This is a genomic window from Streptomyces sp. NPDC003034 (assembly GCF_053591375.1).
Window position 1 is genome coordinate 37,827 of the sequence record NZ_JBSFTS010000012.1, and the last position, 14,552, is coordinate 52,378.

Here is a 14,552-nt window from a genome sequence, read left to right on the forward strand (position 1 = left end):
GCTCAACCCTGGACAGAACGTAACGGCATCGGTTGCTCTCCGCTCCTCAGCCTTCGGCTGCTCGGCCCAGTGGCGGATGCCGGGGCGGCAAGGGCCGCACCCTGGGCGCCATGGCTCCGACAGACCAACACATCTGCCACTGAAAGCCCCATATGCGTACGATCTGCCTGTGCTGTCGCGATGCCCCGCATGCATGGTGGGTGCTGCGGTGCGTGCGGGGGCGACGTGATGCTGTCCGACGACCCGGAGGTCCCCGGCTGTGAGTCCTGACGCCCGCACCACCGTTGTCCTGATCACTTACAACCGCCGCGATCAGCTGCTGCACACGCTCGACCGGCTGGCCGCGCTCCCCGAGGAACCGCCGGTGATCGTCGTGGACAACGCGTCGACCGACGGGACGCCGCGAGCCGTGGCCGAGCGTCATCCGCGAGCCACCGTGCTGGAGGCCGGCCGCAACCTCGGAGCGCCGGGCCGCACGTTGGGCGTACGCCGTGCCACCACGCCGTACGTGGCGTTCAGCGACGACGACTCCTGGTGGGAGCCGGGCTCCCTCGGCCGTGCGGCGGACCTGATGGACCGGTACGAGCGGCTCGGGCTGATCGCGGCGGACGTCCACGTGGGTCCCGGGCGGGAGCCGGACCCGCTGAACGGCATGCTCGCCACCTCCCCGCTCGGCCACGCCGACGATCTGCCGGGGCCCCAGGTGCTCGGGTTCCTGGCGTGCGCCGCCGTGGCGCGGCGGGAGGCGTTCCTGGCGGCCGGCGGATACCACCCGATCCTGTTCCTGGGCGGGGAGGAGACGCTGCTGGCCTACGACCTGGCCGCGCGCGGCTGGGGCGTCTGCCACTGCCCCGAGGTGGTGGCCGTGCACTGCCCGACGGGCGGGGTCCGGCCGGGGCGGCCCGCCGTCCAGCGCCGCAACGCCGCGCTGACGGCGTGGCTGCGCCGGCCGCTGCCGGTCGCGCTGCGGCACAGCCGCGAGCTCGCCGCGGACGCCCGGCGGGACCCGGAGGCCCGTACGGCACTGCGCCAGATGCTCATGCGGCTCCCGGCCGCCCTGCGGGAGCGCCGGCCGCTCCCGGCCGCCGTGGAGGCCGCCGCCCGCCGCCTCGACTCGGAAGGAGCACTGGTGTGAGCGACCCCCGCGCCGACCCCCGCGCCGACCCCCATGCCGGTTCCCCCGCCGACCCCCGCACCACCGTCGTCGTCATCACCCACAACCGCCGCGAGGAGCTGCTGCGCACCCTGGAGAAGCTGGCGCGGCTCCCGGAGCGCCCGCCGGTGATCGTCACCGACAACGCCTCCACAGACGGCACCGCCGAGGCCGTCGCCCGCCTCCACCCCCAGGTCACGCTGCTGACGCCGGGCCGGAACCTCGGCGCCGTGGGCCGCAATCTCGCCGTACGCCAGGTCCGTACGCCGTACATCGCCTTCTGCGACGACGACTCCTGGTGGGAGCCCGGCTCCCTGGCCCGCGCCGCCGATCTGCTCGACCGGCACGAGCGGCTCGCCTCCGTCACGGGGTGCATCCTCGTCGAACCGGGCGGCCGGGAGGATCCCATCGTGGCCGAGCTGCGCGAGTCGCCGATCGAAGGGCCCGCCTGGCTGCCGGGACCCGCGCTCGGCTCGTTCCTGGCGGCGGCGACCGTACTGCGGACCGACGCCTTCCGGGAGGCCGGCGGCTTCAGCGAGCGGCTGTGGCTGGGCGGCGAGGAGGAACTGCTCGCGACGGACATGGCGGCGCGCGGGTGGTGGCTGGTGTACGCCTGCGACGTGACCGTCCACCACGCGCCGTCCGTGCTCCGGGACGCCACTCTGCGGCGCGTCCACGGGCTGCGCAACACCCTCTGGTTCTGCTGGCTGCGCCGGCCGGCGGGTGTCGCGCTGCGCAGGACGCTCTTCCTGGCCCGTACGGTGCCCCGCGACGCGGCGTCGCTGCGGGCCTTCGGCCTGGCCCTGGCGGGACTGCCGTGGGTACTGCGGGAACGGCGGGTGGTGCCGCCCGAGGTGGAGGAGCGGCTGAGCGCGCTGACGGAGGCCCAGCGGCGCTCCACGGCCCGCCGCTACGTCGGCTGAGAGCAGCGGCGGCGGCCACCGCGGGCGCCGGCGAGGAGCGCCCGCGCAGGTGAAGACGGGCCGCGCAGGGGGAGACGCCCGCCGTCTCGCACGACGTACGCGGCGCCGGTGCAGACTGGAGTCAAGGACGTGCCGCGCGCCCGCACGCCATGGCCCGGCCGGCCGGCCGGTCGAGCAGGGCGGGAGCGGCCGGGGCGGCGCGTCACGGTCCTCCTTGAAGCACGCCGGGGATGGAGAGAACATGACCACCGCAGCGGCCCGCCGTCCTACCGGTTCCGGCCCGGCCCAGGCGCAGGTGCGGGCCCAGACCGCGCCCGAGGTCATCACGCCGGTCTTCCGAATCCGCCGCTTCGATCCGGAGATCTCGGACGAGGCGACATGGCAGGACTTCCGGATCGAGATCGACCCGAAGGAGCGCGTGCTCGACGCCCTCCACAAGATCAAGTGGCACCTTGACGGCACGCTGACCTTCCGCCGCTCGTGCGCCCACGGCATCTGCGGCTCCGACGCGATGCGGATCAACGGCAAGAACAGGCTCGCCTGCAAGACCCTGATCAAGGACATCAACCCGGACGAGCCCATCACGATCGAGCCCCTCAAGGCCCTGACGGTCCTCAAGGACCTCATCGTCGACATGGAGCCCTTCTTCCAGGCCTACCGGGACGTGATGCCCTTCCTGATCACCACGGGCAACGAGCCGACGCGCGAGCGTCTGCAGTCGGCCGAGGACCGCGAGCGCTTCGACGACACCACCAAGTGCATCCTGTGCGCCGCGTGCACGTCGTCCTGCCCGGTGTTCTGGAACGACGGCCAGTACTTCGGGCCGGCGGCGATCGTCAACGCGCACCGCTTCATCTTCGACTCGCGCGACGAGGCCGGCGAGCAGCGGCTGGAGATCCTCAACGGCCAGGACGGCGTCTGGCGCTGCCGCACCATCTTCAACTGCACCGACGCGTGCCCGCGTGGCATCCAGATCACCAAGGCGATCCAGGAAGTCAAGCGGGCGCTCATCACCCGGCGCATCTGACGGACCGTCTGATCCCTGCTGTATCAGGGATTCTTACGGCTCGTCGGACGGTCGTGCGACGCCCCGTACCGTCGGCGCGCCGTCCCGCCCCGGATCGCCATCGGGCCGGGGCGGGGCCGGAACACGCGCAAACGCGTCCTCCTCCTCTCACTGCTTTTCGATGTGGGCGCGCGTTGGGTTTTCGGCCTTCTTCAACGGCGCGTCGGGGCGCGATGGGCACCTTCCTGGCGTACCGGCCCAGTAATGTTTTGTCGGCATAAAGATCTGCACGTCCTGTCCGCGTCGAGTCGCCGACCGACCAGTGACACGGCCGCCGCCGGCTCCGGCCTGCGGACAGGACTCTCGGGAAGGCGCTACGTGAGTCCCAACGGCTGTGACAGCTCCCCGCGGCATCCGAAGCGGCGAAGGCTTCTGCGGGTACTGACCGCGGGCCTGGTCCTGGCGACCGCTTCCGGTTGCACCTACACATGGGAGAACTACCCCCGTCTCGGCATGCCGACCCCGGTCACCGAAGAGGCGCCGCGGATCCTCTCCCTGTGGCAGGGCTCGTGGGCGGCCGCGCTCGTCGTCGGCGTGCTGGTGTGGGGGCTGATGCTCTGGGCCGTCATCTTCCACCGGCGCACCAAGTCCAAGGTCCAAGTCCCCCCGCAGACGCGGTACAACATGCCCATCGAGGCGCTGTACACCGTCGTCCCGCTGCTCATCGTCTCGGTCCTCTTCTACTTCACCGCCCGTGACGAGGCCGAGCTCCTCGAACTGTCCGAAAAGCCCGCCCATACCATCGGCGTGGTGGGCTTCCAGTGGAGCTGGGCTTTCAACTACATCGAGAACGTGGACGGCAGGGCCGACACGGGCGACGCGAGGGCGGACCGGAAGCTGCAAGTCGTTCCGGACCGGTACAGCAGGGCCTTCCCCGCCGGCGCCGAGGGCGTCTACGACGCCGGCGTCCCTGGCAGCCGCAATCCGCAGAACGGGAACCCCGGCCCGACGCTGTGGCTGCCGAGGGGCGAGAAGGTCCGGTTCGTCCTCACGTCCATCGACGTCATCCACTCCTTCTGGGTCCTGCCGTTCCTGATGAAGCAGGATGTCTTCCCCGGCCACAACGTCAACGTCTTCGAGGTGACCCCCACCCGCGAGGGCACCTTCAGGGGCAAGTGCGCCGAGCTCTGCGGCGTCGACCACTCCCGGATGCTCTTCAACGTCAAGGTCGTTTCCCCGGAGCGCTACCAGCAGCACCTGAGGGAACTGGCCGACAAGGGCCAGCGCGGCTACCTCCCCTCGGGCATCTCGGTGAGTGACCCGGCCAGGAACTCCGAGCCGCGCAAACTCTGAGGACCGCGTGCACGAGCACGACCCGCCGCGACGCTGCCGGCGCCCGCCGGTGCGGGTACCCCGCGGGCTGTTCCCCGTACCGGCGGCCGTCGCCCTGGTGCCCACGGCCCGCCACTTCGGACGCGGGCCCGCGACGACGGTGGACTGAACGGCGCTCAGCGCACGCGCCGTTCCTCCAGCGGCGCCCGCCGGAGCCTCTCGTCGCCGGTGCGGGGCAGGTGCGGGGTGTGGTTGACCAGCCGGGCCGAGTTCCCGACGACCGCGATGCTGCTGGTGTTGTGCAGGAGGGCGGCGAGGACCGGATTCATGGTGCCGCCCGCGCCGGCGGCCAGGCCGAGCAGGTTGACGCCGATGGCGAGGCCGTAGTTCTGCCGCACGACGCGCAGGGTGTGGCGGCTGAGTTCCACGACGGCGGCGACCTGGCGCAGGTCGTTGCCGGCGAGGGCGATGTCGGCGGTTTCCAGGGCCACGTGCGAGGAGTGCTCGCCCATGGTGATGCCCACGTCGGCCAGCGCGAGGGCGGGCGCGTCGTTGGTGCCGTCACCGACCATCGCGACCGTGTGGCCCTGGGCCTGGAGGTCGCGGATGAGCTGGAGTTTGGCCTCCGGCAGGGCGTGCGCGTGGACTTCGGTGATGCCCAGGGCGTCCGCGACGACCTGAGCGGTTTCCGGCGCGTCGCCGGTGAGCAGGATCAGGCGGGCCACTCCGAGGGCGCGCAGCTGCTGGATGACGGTCTCGGCCCCGGCTCGTACGGCGTCGGACACCCCCAGCATGCCGATCAGGTCCTCGTCGTGGGCCAGGCAGATGACCGTCTCGCCGCCGCCCCGCAGGCGTTCCGTCCAGCGCTCCGCGTTGTCGGTCAGATCGACGCCGTTCTGGCGGAGCAGGGCGGGGCTGCCGACGAGCAGGCGGGTGCCGTCCAGTTCGGCGCGCATGCCCATGCCGAGGACGACCTCGCAGGCTTGGTGGATCGGGACCTGGAGGTGCTGCTCCTCGCTGCGCGCCACGATGGCCTGGGCCAGCGGGTGGCGGGCGTGCAGCTCACCGGACGCGGCGAGGCTCAGGACCTCGTCGGCGGTGAAGCGGTCGCTGAGGGTGACGACGCTGGTGACCAGCGGCTTGCCGAAGGTCAGGGTGCCCGTCTTGTCGAAGACGACCGCGGTGACCCGGCCGACGCCTTCCAGGTGGGTGCCGCCCTTGATGAGGGTGCCGCGCCGCGCCCCGTTGCCGATGGCGGCGCTGATGGCGGTCGGCGTGGCCAGGCCCGCCGCGCAGGGGCAGGCGATCAGCAGCATCGTCATCGCGCGCCGAGCGTCCCGGGTGACCCCGTACGTCAGCACGGCCAGGGCGAAGGAGACGGGGACGAAACGCTGGGTGAAGCGGGTGGCGACCGTCTGGATCGGCGCCCGGTCCCCCTGCGCTTCCTCGACCCGGCTGATGATCCTGCCCACCGTGGTGTCCCGGCCGACCGAATCCGCGCGGACCGTGAGCGAGCCGGAGGTGACGATGGTGCCCGCGTACACGTACGAGCCGTCGCGCGCGTAGACGGGCAGCGCCTCGCCGGTGACGGCCGCCTGGTCCACCAGCGCGTCGCCGGAGGTCACGTGTCCGTCCACCGGGATGCGGTGGTGCTCGTACACGGCGACCACGTCACCGGGCTCCACCTCCTCCAGCGCCACTTCCACCTCGACGCCTTCGCGCACGAGCCAGACGCGCTCGTCGCCGATGGTGAGCAGTTCCTCGATGGCGCGGCGGGTGCGGCGCAGCGTCAGGGTCTGGAGGAACTCACCGATGTTCAGGAGCCACAGCACGGTGAGCGCGACGACGTTCTCCCGGAGCACCAGTGAGATGACGGTGGCCGCCGTGACCAGGGTGTCCGTACCGGGAGTGCTGCGGCCGCGCAAGGAGCGCAGCGCGCCCCGGAAGAAGGGCAGGCCGGTGAAGACGGTGACCACGCCGAGGAACCCGGAGGGGCCGACGGTCAGGCGCGGCCTGCCCAGCAGGCGGCGCAGCGCCACGCAGGCCAGGACGGCTCCGCCGACGACCAGGCGGGCGACCTCGCCGGTGGAGGAATCGGGCATGGAGCGCGTGGCTTTGGCCGGAGCGGCCGCGGGCGGGGCCTCTTCGAGGGCGGCGACGAGCTCCTCGACGTCCAACCGGTCCGGCGCCATCCAGATCACCACGCTGCCGGTGCGCGGGAAGATCCGCAGGGCGCGGAAGCCGCTGATGCCGGTCAGCCGGTCGTCGACGAGTCCGGCGCAACCGGGGCGTGCCCGCAGCCAGGGCACGGTCAGCCGAGCGCGTCCCGAGGCCACCGAGCACACGGCGACGGTCGGCATGATCAGTGCTCGTGTCCGTGATCGTGCTCCACGGTGACCGCGGAGGGCGGCGGTACCTCCTCGCCGAGCGAGGTGCGGGCCTCCGCGAGGATGTCTCCGGCCTTGAGCCGGGCTTCCTCCGTGGCCGTGGCCACCCATCGGCTCGCGACGATGCCGCTCGCGAGACCACCGACGAGCGCCTTGCGTACGGCGGGCTTGGCGGCCGGGAGGCTTCTGATGATCAGGCCGCCCACCACACCGGATACCGCGTAATGGGTCAGCTTGCCGACAGTGGCACCGGCGATGGTCAGCGGGTGCATGAGCAGCTCCTTCCGTCCGCACCGGACAGGGGCGGCGGGCCTCCCTTCCAGTGTGAACCCGGGCTGCCGGGGGAGCGAACGATGCCGGGCCGCGCCGATGCGCACCCCGGCGCGGGGCGGACGGCGTCCTTCCCGGCGGGGTTCGGGTGGGGTTTGGGTGGGGGGCGCCCGGGCAGCCGCTGGGCGGGGAGGGCAGGAAAGCACCAGCGAAGAGTTGAGGAGAGCACCATGGCGAGCATCAGCCCGATCGACGTCCAGAAGGCACTCAAGGGCGCGGACTATCCCGCGAGCCGCGAGGACCTCGTCTCCCTCGCCAAGAACAACGGGGCGGACGAGCAGATCGTGGAGAAGCTGTCCCGCTCGGGCAGCAAGAAGTTCGACGGTCCCAACGAGGTGCAGAAGGCCGTCTTCGGGGACGAATGACCTCGGTGGACCCCTCGGTTGACTCGGTGGGCTGCTCCCGTAGGCCCGCGTGACCGCCCCCGTACCGCCTGCGCAGGGTCCGGCCGGCACGTACGCGACCGGCCCGTACGGGACGTACGCGTGCCGGTCGTCGGTCTGCGGCCCGGCCGGTCCCCGACCGTGCCGGGCGGCGCCGGGCCTCAGCGCTCCACGGGCAGGCCGGTCGGCTCTTTGACCCGCTTCATGATGATCTGTGAGTTGACCTCCGTGACCCCGGAGAGCGCGGTCAGCTTCTCGATCCACAGGCGCTCGTACGCACGCAGGTCCGCGACGGCGATCCGCAGCAGGCAGCCGGGGCTGCCGAACAGCCGGTAGGCCTCGACCACGTCGGGGATGTCCTGCAGGGCGGCCTCGAAGGCCTCCACCGCCTCCCGGTCGCGGCGTACCTCGACCGAGACCAGTACCTCGAAACCCCGGCCCACCGCCTCGGGGGAGATCACGGCGCGGTAGCCCTGGATCACCCCGTCCTGTTCCAGCTGGCGCACCCGGCGCATGCAGGGGGAGGGGGTCAGGCCCACGCGCTGGGCCAGCTCCTGGTTGCTGAGGCGGCCGTCGGCCTGGAGCTCGCGCAAGATTTCACGATCAATGGCGTCCATGGCGCAATTATCACGCATGGCCTAGCGACCGATGGGGTCGAAGAAGCAATCCCATTGCGCCCAGATCTCTCTATCATTGCTGCTTTCAGCACACGTGTACGAGGCGTGTACGAGGAGAGGGCGGGCCACGGCCATGGGACGGATCGTCGTCATCAGCACCGGCGGGACCATAGCCAGCCGCTGGCAGGGCTCCGGCTTCGCCGCGGACGCCGACGGGCGTGAGGTCATGGCCACCGCGCCGCTGCCCGAGGGCATCACCGTCGAGCTGGTGGACCTGTTCAGCGTGAACAGCCCCCGTCTGACCACCGCCCACCAGCTGACCTTGCTGCGCACCGTGCACGAGGTGCTCGCCGACCCGGGCGTGGACGGCATCGTCGTCACCCACGGGACCGACACCCTCGAAGAGTCGGCCTTCCTCGTCGACCTGCACCACCACGACTCCCGCTCCGTCGTGTTCACCGGCTCCCAGCTGCCGATGGGCAGCGCGGACGGGGACGGTCCGGGGAACCTGTACGACGCGCTGCTCACCGCCGCGACCACGCGCGGGCTCGGCGTGCTGATCGCCTTCGCCGGCCGGGTGCACGCCGCCCGGGGCACCGTGAAGACCCAGGCCGTGGCTCTGGACGCCTTCGCCGACCCCTCGGAGGAGCTGCTCGGGAAGGTCGGCTTCGGCAAGATCACCGTACTGCGCGAGCCGCGGCGGCCCGTGCCGCTGGCGCTGCCGGCCATGCCGCAGGTCCCGCCGCGCGTGGACATGGTGATGCACCACGCGGACGGCGACCCCGTCCTGCTGAACGCCGCGGTCGACGCCGGGGCGCGGGGCATCGTCCTCATCGGCACGGGCGCGGGCAACGCGACCCCGGAGATCGTGGCCGCCGTCGAGGCCGCCGTCGCGCGCGGGGTGCTCGTCGCCCTGACCACGCGGGTCATGGCCGGGCCGGTCACCGAGATCTACACGCACGGCGGCGCCGTGGACCTGGTCGCCGCGGGCGCCGTCCCGACCGGCACCCTGCGGGCCGGCCAGGCCCGCATCGCCGTGCTCGCGGCCCTGCTGGCCTCCGGCGAGGGCACGGAGCGGACCCGCGTCCTGCGCGAAGCGGTGGGCGCGGCCGGGCCCGTGCTGGTCGAGGCGTAGGCCCGTCCGGGGCACGTCGGCGGACCGGGTCGGCCCCGGCGCCGTCGCGGGAGCGGGAGGACCCGGCGGCGGAGCCCCCCTGTAGCCGCGCCGGGCCGTTGCGGGGTCAGGAGCCGAAGGCCGACAGGATGCGGTCCGCCGCCGATGTGGGCGTCACCGCGCCCGCCCGCACCGCGGACTCCAGCTCCGGCGCGAGCTCCCGTACCGCCGGATCCGAGCGCAGGCGTTCCAGCAGCTCGTCGCGGACCATCGACCACGTCCACTCCACCTGCTGCGCCGCCCGCTTCGCCGCCAGCCGGCCGCCCGCCTCCAGCAGGGTCCGGTGCTGCTCCAGCCGGTTCCACACCTCGTCCAGCCCGGCCGACTCGCGTGCGCTGCACGTCAGCACGGGCGGAGTCCACGCCGCGTCGGCGGGCTGCATCAGCCGCAGCGCGCCCGACAGTTCGCGGGCGGCGGCCTTCGCGTCGCGCTCGTGCGGGCCGTCCGCCTTGTTCACCGCCAGGACGTCGGCCAGCTCCAGGACGCCCTTCTTGATGCCCTGCAACTGATCGCCGGTACGGGCCAGGGAGAGCAGGAGGAAGGAGTCGACCATCCCCGCCACCGTGGTCTCCGACTGGCCGACGCCGACCGTCTCGACCAGGACCACGTCGTAGCCCGCAGCCTCCATCACGATCATCGACTCACGGGTGGCCTTGGCGACCCCGCCCAGCGTCCCCGCCGAAGGCGAGGGGCGGACGAAGGCCGCCGGGTCGACGGCGAGCCGCTCCATCCGCGTCTTGTCGCCGAGGATGGACCCGCCGGTGCGGGTGGAGGACGGATCCACCGCCAGGACGGCGACCCGGTGGCCCAGGCCCGTCAGCATCGTGCCGAACGCGTCGATGAAGGTGGACTTCCCGACGCCCGGCACCCCGCTGACGCCGATCCGGCGCGCGTGGCCCGCATGCGGCAGCAGCTCCGTCAACAGCCGTTGGGCCAGGGCCCGGTGGTCCGCCCGGGTGGACTCGACCAGGGTGATCGCGCGGGCGACGTGCGCCCGCTTCCCGTCGAGTACGCCCTTCACGTACACATCGACATCGATCTTCGGCGGCATGTCCCCCGGCCCGCCCTACAGCTCGTGACCCAGGTCCGCGGCCAGCCGCGTCACCAGGTCGTGGGCCGCCTCCGGGATGACCGTGCCGGGCGGGAAGACGGCCGTCGCGCCCATCTCCAGCAGCGTCGGGACATCGGTGGGCGGGATCACCCCGCCCACCACGATCATGATGTCCTCGCGGCCCTCCTCCGCGAGCTGCTCCCGCAGCGCCGGTACGAGGGTCAGGTGGCCGGCCGCCAGCGACGAGACGCCCACCACGTGCACGTCCGCCTCGACGGCCTGCCGGGCCACCTCCGCGGGCGTCTGGAACAGCGGGCCGACGTCCACGTCGAAGCCCAGGTCGGCGAAGGCGGTGGCGATGACCTTCTGCCCGCGGTCGTGCCCGTCCTGGCCCATCTTGGCGACCAGGATGCGCGGACGGCGGCCCTCCGCCTCCTCGAACCGGTCGACGAGCGCGCGCGTGCGCTCCACGGACGGGGACTCGCCTGCTTCGGTGCGGTACACACCCGAGATCGTACGGATCTGGCTCGCGTGCCGCCCGTACACCTTCTCCAGTGCGTCCGAGATCTCACCGACCGTGGCCATGGCCCGCGCCGCGTCCACCGCCAGGGCGAGCAGATTGCCCTCCATGCCCTGCCCGGCGCCGCGCTCGGCGGCGTTCGTCAGCGCCCGCAGCGCGTCCTGCGTGAGCGCCTCGTCGCGCTCCTCGCGCAGCCGCCGCAGCTTGGCGATCTGCTGCGCACGCACGGAGGAGTTGTCGACCTTGAGCACGTCGATCTGCTCGTCGGTCTCCACGCGGTACTTGTTGACGCCGATCACCGGCTGCCGCCCCGAGTCGATCCGCGCCTGGGTACGGGCCGCGGCCTCCTCCACGCGCAGCTTCGGGATGCCCGCGTCGATGGCCTGCGCCATACCGCCGGCCGCCTCGACCTCCTGGATGTGCTGCCAGGCCCGCCGCGCGAGGTCGTACGTCAGCTTCTCCACGTACGCGCTGCCGCCCCACGGGTCGATCGACCGGCAGGTCCCCGACTCCTGTTGCAGCAGCAGCTGGGTGTTGCGGGCGATCCGCGCCGAGAAGTCCGTCGGCAGCGCCAGGGCTTCGTCGAGGGCGTTGGTGTGGAGGGACTGGGTGTGGCCCTGGGTCGCCGCCATCGCCTCGATGCAGGTCCGCGTGACGTTGTTGAAGACGTCCTGGGCCGTCAGCGACCAGCCCGAGGTCTGCGAATGGGTGCGCAGCGACAGCGACTTGGCGTTCTTCGGGTCGAACTGTTTGACCAGGCGCGCCCACAGCAGGCGGGCGGCACGCAGCTTCGCGACCTCCATGAAGAAGTTCATGCCGATCGCCCAGAAGAACGACAGCCGCGGTGCGAAGGCGTCCACGTCCAGCCCGACGGCCTGCCCGGCCCGCAGGTACTCCACGCCGTCCGCGAGGGTGTACGCCAGCTCCAGGTCGGCCGTCGCCCCGGCCTCCTGGATGTGGTAGCCCGAGATCGAGATCGAGTTGTACCGCGGCATCTTCTGCGAGGTGAAGGAGAAGATGTCGGAGATGATCCGCATCGAGGGCTTCGGCGGATAGATGTAGGTGTTGCGGACCATGAACTCTTTGAGGATGTCGTTCTGGATGGTCCCGGCGAGCTTGTCGGGGGAGACGCCCTGCTCCTCGGCCGCCACGATGTACAGCGCGAGGATGGGCAGGACCGCGCCGTTCATCGTCATCGACACCGACATCTTGTCCAACGGGATCCCGTCGAAGAGCTGCCGCATGTCGTAGATCGAGTCGATCGCCACGCCCGCCATGCCGACGTCGCCGGTGACGCGCGGGTGGTCGCTGTCGTAGCCGCGGTGCGTGGGCAGGTCGAAGGCGACCGACAGCCCCTTCTGGCCGGAGGCAAGATTGCGCCGGTAGAAGGCGTTCGACTCCTCCGCCGTCGAGAAGCCCGCGTACTGGCGGATCGTCCACGGCTGGTTGACGTACATCGTCGGGTACGGGCCGCGCAGGTACGGGGCCACGCCCGGGTACGTCGCCAGGAAGTCCAGGCCCTCCAGATCCCGCCCGGTGTACAGCGGCTGCACGCCGATGCCCTCGGGGGTCTCCCACAGCAGGTCGCCCGGCGCAGTCCCGGTGGACTCCTTCACCGCGGCGCGCCACTGGTCCTCGGAGCCGGCCGGGGCGCCCGCGGCGCCCAGCGGCAGTTCGGAGAAATCGGGGATTCCGGTGCCGCTCAAGACGCGACTCCCATCCGGTCGAGTACGGAGGACAGCACGGCGACCGCGTCGCAGCCGGCGAAGACGTACGCGTCCACGGCCGCTTCGGCGGTGCCGGGCCGGCCAGCGAGGAACACGGTCGTGGCGCCCGCCGCGCGCAGGGCCTCGGCGACGGCCTCGGCCTGCTCCTCGTACAGTGCGTCGCTGGAGCACAGCACGGCCATGCCGTCGGCGCCGCTCGCGGCGTAGGCCGCGGCCGCCGTCGCCGGGTCCACGCGGACGGGATCGTGGACCGGTTCGATGCCGCCCGCCTGGAACAGGTTCGAGGCGAAGGTCGCGCGGGCGGTGTGCGCGGCCGCCGGGCCCAGCGCGGCGAGGAAGATCCTCGGCCGGGCTCCGGTCGCCGCCAGGTGCGCGTCACTGCGGGCGCGCAGGGCCTCGTAGGCCTCGTCACGCCGTACGCGGGGCAGTCCGCCGGTTGCCGGGGCGGGCGCCGGTTCGCGTACGACCGGCTTCTCCGACAGCAGCGGGAACTCACTGACCCCGGTGATCGGTTCGCGTCGCCGGGCCAGCTTCGCGGACCGCTCGGCCCAGGTGGCGGCGAGCCGGTCGGCGACCAGCCCGGAACGCAGGGCGGCGGCCTGGCCGCCCGCCTTCTCGATGGTCCGGAAGAACTCCCAGGCGGCGTGCGCCAGGTCGTCCGTCAGCCGCTCGACGTAGTACGAGCCGCCGGCCGGGTCGATCACACGGGCGAGGTGCGACTCCTCCAGCAGGATGGTGGAGGTGTTGCGGGCGATCCGGCGCGCGAAGGCGTCCGGCAGCCCCAGCTCGTGGTCGAAGGGCAGCACGGTGACGGAGTCCGCGCCGCCCACGCCCGCGGCCATGCAGGCCACGGTGGTGCGCAGCATGTTCACCCACGGGTCGCGACGGGTCATCATCACCGGCGAGGTCACCACGTGCTGCCGCTGGGCGCCCGCCTCCGTGGCCCCGCAGGCCTCGGCGACACGGGACCACAGGCGGCGGGCGGCGCGCAGCTTGCAGATGGTCAGGAACTGGTCGGCGGTCGCCGCGTAGCGGAACTCCAGCTGGCCCAGCGCCGCTTCGGTGCTCAGCCCGGCGGCGGTGAGGGCGCGCAGGTACGCGACCCCGGTGGCCAGCGACAGGCCCAGCTCCTCGGCGGCCGACCCGCCGGCCTCGTGGTAGACCAGCGCGTCCACCGCCAGCGCGCGCACCCCCGGCCAGGCATCGGCGCTCTCGCGGGCGAGTGCGGCGGCCGCGTCGAGCTCCAGCGCCTCGCCCGTACGGGCCTCGTGGCCCAGCGGGTCGGCGCCGAGACAGGCGCGGGCGGCCTCAGGGGCCACACCGCGCTCGGCGTACAGGCGCAGCAGGGCGCGGCCGGCGTCGGCGTATTCGGCGCCCGTGTCCAGGCAGACCGGCGCGAGGTCGAGGTACACCCCGTCCAGGGCCCGGGCCAGCCCATCGACGGGGATCCCGCCGGAGCCGAGGGTGAGCCAGACCGAGGTCACCCCGTTCTCCAGGTCGGCGAGCACGCCCTCGTTGACCCGTACGGGATCGGCGCCCGGGTGCCGCTGGCGCACGTCCCAGCCGTTCGCGGCGCTCCCTTGCGCCCTGCCTCCCCGGACGAAGGGAGCGAACCCCGGGAAGCCGGTGTCGGCGGCCGTCTCGGGCGCGGTGTACAGCGGACGGGTGGTGAGCCCGTCCTGAAGCGTGGTGGACAACGCGTCTTCCGCTGCCTCGCCGGATGCTTCCTTGCCCGACTTGCGCAGCACGCCCTCTACCAGGCGCTGCCACTGCTCATGCGTCGCGTCAGGGAACTCGGCGGCCAAGGAGAGCCCGTCATCAGGCAGGACCGTCATGGCTCGAATGCTAGGGCGGTGCCTGGGGAACGACCATAACCACCGGATGTGATCTCGCCCTCTCATGTGAGACGGGAGGGGTCACGAAAGAGCGGGGCACTCTCGTGGCGGACG

Annotated in this window: 12 protein-coding genes; 6 read left to right on the forward strand and 6 right to left on the reverse strand. The window is 72.4% G+C overall.

Going from position 1 to position 14,552, the window contains the following annotated elements; translation table 11 throughout:
• Positions 1-259 precede the first annotated feature (259 nt).
• From ACWDX7_RS14860 to ctaC, 4 genes are all read left to right on the forward strand, one after another.
• Positions 260-1,135 (forward strand): glycosyltransferase family 2 protein, encoded by an 876-nt coding sequence (locus ACWDX7_RS14860; protein WP_451489831.1) that lies wholly within the window; start codon positions 260-262, stop codon positions 1,133-1,135.
• Positions 1,132-2,076: a glycosyltransferase family 2 protein gene (locus ACWDX7_RS14865; protein ID WP_451489830.1), complete on the forward strand. Its 945-nt coding sequence runs from the start codon at positions 1,132-1,134 to the stop codon at positions 2,074-2,076. The genes ACWDX7_RS14860 and ACWDX7_RS14865 overlap by 4 nt, the downstream gene beginning before the upstream one ends.
• A gap of 241 nt (positions 2,077-2,317) precedes the next feature.
• The gene (locus ACWDX7_RS14870) at positions 2,318-3,103 is read left to right on the forward strand and encodes a succinate dehydrogenase iron-sulfur subunit (RefSeq protein WP_451489829.1); all 786 of its coding nucleotides are present in this window, start codon (positions 2,318-2,320) and stop codon (positions 3,101-3,103) included.
• A gap of 357 nt (positions 3,104-3,460) precedes the next feature.
• Positions 3,461-4,435 carry an aa3-type cytochrome oxidase subunit II gene (ctaC, locus tag ACWDX7_RS14875; RefSeq protein WP_451489828.1) on the forward strand — a complete coding sequence of 325 codons (975 nt, stop codon included), beginning with the start codon at positions 3,461-3,463 and terminating at the stop codon, positions 4,433-4,435.
• A gap of 155 nt (positions 4,436-4,590) precedes the next feature.
• Here the strand turns inward: ctaC and ACWDX7_RS14880 are convergent, their stop codons facing one another.
• Positions 4,591-6,774: a heavy metal translocating P-type ATPase gene (locus ACWDX7_RS14880; RefSeq protein WP_451489827.1), complete on the reverse strand. Its 2,184-nt coding sequence runs from the start codon at positions 6,772-6,774 to the stop codon at positions 4,591-4,593.
• 2 nt (positions 6,775-6,776) lie between these two features.
• Positions 6,777-7,073, reverse strand: a complete 297-nt coding sequence (locus tag ACWDX7_RS14885) for a DUF1490 family protein (protein WP_451489826.1) — start codon at positions 7,071-7,073, stop codon at positions 6,777-6,779.
• 228 nt (positions 7,074-7,301) lie between these two features.
• On the opposite strand from ACWDX7_RS14885, the gene ACWDX7_RS14890 reads away from it, so the two are divergent.
• Complete coding sequence (locus ACWDX7_RS14890; RefSeq protein ID WP_451489825.1) at positions 7,302-7,496, forward strand: DUF2795 domain-containing protein; 195 nt, start codon at positions 7,302-7,304, stop codon at positions 7,494-7,496.
• 179 nt (positions 7,497-7,675) lie between these two features.
• Here ACWDX7_RS14890 and ACWDX7_RS14895 read toward each other — a convergent pair whose 3' ends face one another.
• Positions 7,676-8,131 (reverse strand): Lrp/AsnC family transcriptional regulator, encoded by a 456-nt coding sequence (locus ACWDX7_RS14895; protein WP_451489824.1) that lies wholly within the window; start codon positions 8,129-8,131, stop codon positions 7,676-7,678.
• Between the two features lie 133 nt (positions 8,132-8,264).
• Between ACWDX7_RS14895 and ACWDX7_RS14900 the strand changes: the two genes are divergently transcribed.
• Positions 8,265-9,266, forward strand: coding sequence for an asparaginase (locus ACWDX7_RS14900; protein WP_451489823.1), 1,002 nt, complete (start codon positions 8,265-8,267; stop codon positions 9,264-9,266).
• A 106-nt stretch (positions 9,267-9,372) separates the two neighbouring features.
• Here the strand turns inward: ACWDX7_RS14900 and meaB are convergent, their stop codons facing one another.
• The 3 genes from meaB to ACWDX7_RS14915 are packed head-to-tail and all read right to left on the reverse strand — an operon-like array spanning position 9,373 to position 14,438.
• Positions 9,373-10,356, reverse strand: a complete 984-nt coding sequence (gene meaB, locus ACWDX7_RS14905) for a methylmalonyl Co-A mutase-associated GTPase MeaB (RefSeq protein ID WP_451489822.1) — start codon at positions 10,354-10,356, stop codon at positions 9,373-9,375.
• A gap of 15 nt (positions 10,357-10,371) precedes the next feature.
• Positions 10,372-12,582, reverse strand: a complete 2,211-nt coding sequence (gene scpA / locus ACWDX7_RS14910; protein ID WP_451489821.1) for a methylmalonyl-CoA mutase — start codon at positions 12,580-12,582, stop codon at positions 10,372-10,374.
• Positions 12,579-14,438, reverse strand: coding sequence for a methylmalonyl-CoA mutase family protein (locus ACWDX7_RS14915; RefSeq protein ID WP_451489820.1), 1,860 nt, complete (start codon positions 14,436-14,438; stop codon positions 12,579-12,581). The genes scpA and ACWDX7_RS14915 overlap by 4 nt, the downstream gene beginning before the upstream one ends.
• Positions 14,439-14,552 lie beyond the last annotated feature (114 nt).